Source organism: Caballeronia arationis (assembly GCF_001544975.2).
GTDB classification, from domain to species: Bacteria; Pseudomonadota; Gammaproteobacteria; order Burkholderiales; family Burkholderiaceae; genus Caballeronia; species Caballeronia arationis.
In genome coordinates this window covers 1-4,594 of sequence record NZ_FCOG02000266.1, presented here as the reverse complement: position 1 = coordinate 4,594, position 4,594 = coordinate 1, and the positions used below count along the sequence as shown (strand labels likewise).

The following is a 4,594-nucleotide window of genomic DNA, read 5'->3' as shown; positions in this document are numbered from 1 at the left end:
ATTCGCGCACGTATTGTTCGGCGAGACCAGCGCGTTCGGCGAGCTGTTCCGACGTCATCCAGCCCTGTTCGGTCATCTCCTTATACAGACCGAGCCGGTCGCCCAGCGCGATCAGCGGCGCGGACGCTACCGCGCCGAACTCGCCGACCATGCGCTCCCTGAAGTCCTGTACCTTTTGGTTGTCGAATTGCATGTGCCACCTCCTTCACGAAGGCAGAATTGATCTGACGAAACGAGCGGCCGTTCGATGCCGAAAACGCCGGCTTCGTATCGACTCGGCGCCGACTTCGCCCCTGCAAAGTTTAGGTAGAGGAAAGGCATGTCGAAGGCAAAGTGAATATAGTCGCAACCGGTTCCATCTCGTGCATATCCGCGAACGTCACTGGCGATTGCTGAAGCATCGCGTCGCCAGTCGCACCGTCAACCACCATGATCTCGAAAGAGTTCAAGCGGGCAGCCCAGAAAGATGGCTTCGTTGGAGAACTCGGGGCTTAGCTGAGGGAATGTGAGCCTGCGTTCGCTTGAGCCGGGAGTGGAGGATGGCACAATCACCGCCGGCGAGGTCGGCGCTAGCGCAGCGTCGACAAGGAATCCAGTTGTAGGCGCCGGCCCAGAACGATTTGTTGATCGTCTGGTCGGCCCATTCGACAAACGTCTGGCGCAAGAATCTCGGACATTGCCAGCGCCAATATGACAGTTGCGCGAATGGAAGAGCCCGATACGATCCCATATAGCTCAAAGAAAATTCGTATCAACGGGAACGGACCGTTCGGCTTCGACTGGGACCTCTCGCTCCCGTCGATCTCGCGCAAGACCGACAGGGTACGATACCTGCATTTCGACTTGGTCGATTCGGACGGTTCCATTCTCTCGGGCGCGGAAGACCTGGTGCCTGTCTGTCCTCGTGCCGGTTGGTAACGGCAAACGGGTGCCGTAAGACCTTCCTCCAAGGAGGAACCTGAAGAAGCCCCTATTGGATCGTCAGCCTGCACCACTGAAAGATCTGTACACCCTTTCCAATGCCTGACCGATACGGCACACAGGACTTCTCATCGAGATGGAATCCGTTTCGTTCAAAGACTGGAGCCGCCTGGGCGGCGATTGCGCGATTTTCAGATATGGAGTCGCGGATGTCGTCGGCTCGCACGGTCAGGCGACACCGTTCATTCACGGCACGGCCATCGATTACCTTTGCGTGAAGTCGTAACCTTGATACGGCCCAACGCATCGCAGCGCATCCGCGTTGGCCCTCGTTAATCCCGAGACGGCCCAAAAGCCGGTTCACGTCGGCGACGTTGTCCTCGCGCCAGTTATAGGTGCCGTTAATCAGCCCAAAAACTGGTCCACTGCGCTCCCGAGCCAGTGACAATATCCGGCTGCGGAAGACATCTGTTGCAGGAAAGCTGCTTTCAAGCTGCGTGAAAGCGACGGTATCGGGGAACTGGGTGGCAACCCATCCCCATGCGGCCGTCCCACTGACGATGACAACAGTCGTTCGATCAGGTTCGGCAAGAGGGGGAACCTCTGCATGGTAAAGCGGATCTGACCAACCCTCGTGCCCCCAGGTCCGCGCCCCCCCGGTCACTACAACACCTGAAGCCACGACAAGCAGCGCCATCGCCGCGCGCCTCGCGTGCCGCTGTTGTGGCAGTGCATAGCTCAGCAAGATCCACACAGCCATCGGAGCGAGCACTTCCACGGCGACGAGGTAACGGTAGATGCTGAAGACCTTCATCCACACGATGAAGCCGACGCCGACGAAAAGAACGACAAGTCGCTGCCTAGGATCCAAAGGCATGTGCGTTGCGTTAGAGAACCTTCGCTTCGCCCACGCCACGCCGGCCACCATGAACGCAAGATAAACAATCGGCCAAATGATCTGCCGAATCGGCGTCTCTCCGACGCGATGAGAGTCGGCCGTGACGATGAAGGGCCACAGTAGCGACTCATACAGTCCGTGCGGCACCCATCTCGAGTCGCCTGCCGCTCCAGGCTGCGTAAGGTCATTGGGGAAGAATGCGCCAAACTGTGGATACAGCGGATTGCCGTATAAGTTCCACATGTGGACCATCCAGTACCCACCGGTGATCGCGATGCCGACCAATACTCCGACACCGAAAAGGAAGCTTATTCTGATCCGCACGAGCAAGGGCGCGGGGTAACTGAGCAGCGCAAGACAGAGCGCAACGGCAAAAACCGTGTTGGTGAGCTTAAGACCGGCGCTGAGACCAACGAGAACGCCACTTCCGACCGAGACGGCCAGACCCGCCCCATCAATCCGCACAAGCCGTTCCCAGTTGGAGAGCACGGCGAGCACGCCTGCCAACACGAGCAGCGCTGTCGTGTCGTCGCCCATTGAGTTGCCCAGCCCGGAGAGGAAGTTGGCCGTAAGGCACCCGGCCGCAGCAAGCAGCATTGGAACGCGGAAGCGATCCGTCTCCGATGCGCAGGCAAACGCACGACGTGCGATGCAGACGAGAAGAACGAACGTCAACCCATGTAACGTTCCCAGTAGGAATCCGACCAGCCGAGACGGAAGGTGTGTGTTCAGGGTGAACAGCACCACGTCCATCAGCGGGTTAAAGTACGACTGCATACCCGCTGGCGCAAGATCAATCGATTGCTTTCCATGCAGCCAAGCAAACGGATTATAAAGATGGTAGTTGTATATATCCCAGTTTGAATCAGCACCAAGCCAGACCGAATAGAGACCGAACAAAAGAGGAACGAGAATGCACGCCTGCACTATCGAGCGCGGCGTGTCAAAACGTGGGGATTTGAAGTTCATTGTATGTCCTGCTACCGCTTCTTGAAAACCCACAGCTTCGCGCTGAGGAAGTTGACAATCATGCCAACAATTGAGCCCACTGCGACAGCGAACAGCGGCTTGAGCGGAGTACTTGGAAGGAGCATCACGGTCACACTATAGGCCGCATAATTCACCGATCCGCCACCGAGCATCGCAGACAAGTACCTCCACCATTCCTGCCAGCGCGTCCCGGAGTTGTTCGGCACAAACGTAAATCGCCGATTGATCTGCCAAGTTGTCCACACGGCCGCCAAAAACGACACAAGCCGACCGACGAAATAGCCCGCCCCAATCGCGAGCATCCCGTACAGTATGCCGGCATCGACCGCGAAGCCTATGCCACCGGCGATTGCGAACCGAACAAACTCTTGCTTCATTGTCGCGCTCGTCCTATGCCGCTTCCCGGCGCAGGTTGGCCAAGGTACGCCAGTCGCTTAACCTCGCCTCGCCCTTGAGTCACGGTATCAAGGACAATTCCACAAACGAGGAAGATGCCGCCCAAGATTACCAACGCTGCGCACAGAACAACTGTCGGTATGCGAGGCACAAGCCCGGTGGAAAAGTACGTTTCAAAGAGAGGTATCGCCAATAACACCGAAGTCAAAACGCATACCGCCGACCCGATGGAAAAAAACGCCAATGGCCGTTCAGCGCGGAACAACTTCAGAATCATCCCGAGGATCTTGAAGCCATCACGGTATGTGTTGAGCTTACTGACAGATCCTTCCGGCCGAGATTTATAGGTCGTTGCAATTTCGGCGACGGGCATTCGCAATTCGAGTGCGTGTACTGTCAATTCCGTCTCCGTTTCGAAGCCACTCGAATGTGCAGGAAACGACTTTACATACCGCCGCGAGAACACGCGGTAGCCAGATAGCATGTCCGTGAACGATCTGCCGAAGATCGATGCCACAAATCGAGTAAGTGCGACGTTGCCAAACCGATGCCCGAGCCGATACGCTTCTTGTTCGTCTGAGACTCTCCGCGCCACCACCATATCCAGAACGTCTTCGACCAAACGTTCAACCAAGGCTGGCGCAGCGGAGGCGTCATACGTATCGTCGCCGTCAACGAGGACGTAAACGTCAGCGTCGATATCCGCGAACATTCTGCGAATGACGTTGCCCTTACCCTGATAGGAAGCTTGACGCACAATTGCGCCAGCGTTGCGTGCGATCTCTAGGGTATTGTCGGTCGAGTTGTTGTCGAAAACATAGATATCCGCGCCCGGGAGGGCCTTACGAAAATCGTTCACGACTGAGCGAATCGTTGCTGCCTCGTTGTAACAAGGCACGAGGACAGCGAGGCGAAGCGACGAAGACAAATGCATCAATGGGAGCGGACGACTGTTGGATGAGTTATTCCCGCCCGGATTCAACGAGGGGTACGTTCGTGTATGAGTCCCTTATTCTACCGCCGCCGCCCAGTCGTTCCGTTGCCGTTCGCCGAGATCGCTGCGTCCCCAAATCGATTTCGGTGTGGTTCGAAGCGAAATGAACATCACATAACGCAAAAATGCGTTGTGAAGATCGAGTCCCACGTCCTGTTGGCGTAAGACTGGCCAGTATCCTATGCCAAGTCGCTCGATCCGGCTGGGCACAGGAGCGGCCGAGATTCACGTGGGCCGGTTCGATGCCCATCTCACCCTCGACTTGACGGTTTTGCGCACTCGGGGGGACCACCTGTTAACTTCCGTACTTGACCGACAGGGGGTGTCCCGAATTTTGTGTAAACAGGTTGTGGTTTAACGGGGCATCAGCCTGTCCTCGAACTGGATAGTAAAGC

General features: G+C 56.8%; 4 protein-coding genes and 1 pseudogene. 1 reads left to right on the top strand and 4 read right to left on the bottom strand.

What is annotated here, in order from left to right; genetic code table 11:
• Positions 1–193 (bottom strand): annotated as a pseudogene (locus tag AWB81_RS40620) (SAM-dependent methyltransferase); the annotation flags it as partial.
• A 497-nt stretch (positions 194–690) separates the two neighbouring features.
• Here AWB81_RS40620 and AWB81_RS49020 point away from each other — a divergent pair.
• The gene (locus tag AWB81_RS49020) at positions 691–918 is read left to right on the top strand and encodes a SpvB/TcaC N-terminal domain-containing protein (protein WP_087135562.1); all 228 of its coding nucleotides are present in this window, start codon (positions 691–693) and stop codon (positions 916–918) included.
• 52 nt (positions 919–970) lie between these two features.
• Here AWB81_RS49020 and AWB81_RS40610 read toward each other — a convergent pair whose 3' ends face one another.
• The 3 genes from AWB81_RS40610 to AWB81_RS40600 are packed head-to-tail and all read right to left on the bottom strand — an operon-like array spanning position 971 to position 4,139.
• The gene (locus tag AWB81_RS40610) at positions 971–2,788 is read right to left on the bottom strand and encodes a glycosyltransferase 87 family protein (protein WP_062644036.1); all 1,818 of its coding nucleotides are present in this window, start codon (positions 2,786–2,788) and stop codon (positions 971–973) included.
• Positions 2,789–2,799: 11 nt separating this feature from the next.
• Positions 2,800–3,186: a GtrA family protein gene (locus AWB81_RS40605; protein ID WP_062644033.1), complete on the bottom strand. Its 387-nt coding sequence runs from the start codon at positions 3,184–3,186 to the stop codon at positions 2,800–2,802.
• Positions 3,183–4,139 (bottom strand): glycosyltransferase family 2 protein, encoded by a 957-nt coding sequence (locus AWB81_RS40600; protein ID WP_062644031.1) that lies wholly within the window; start codon positions 4,137–4,139, stop codon positions 3,183–3,185. The genes AWB81_RS40605 and AWB81_RS40600 overlap by 4 nt, the downstream gene beginning before the upstream one ends.
• Between the last annotated feature and the right edge of the window lie 455 nt (positions 4,140–4,594).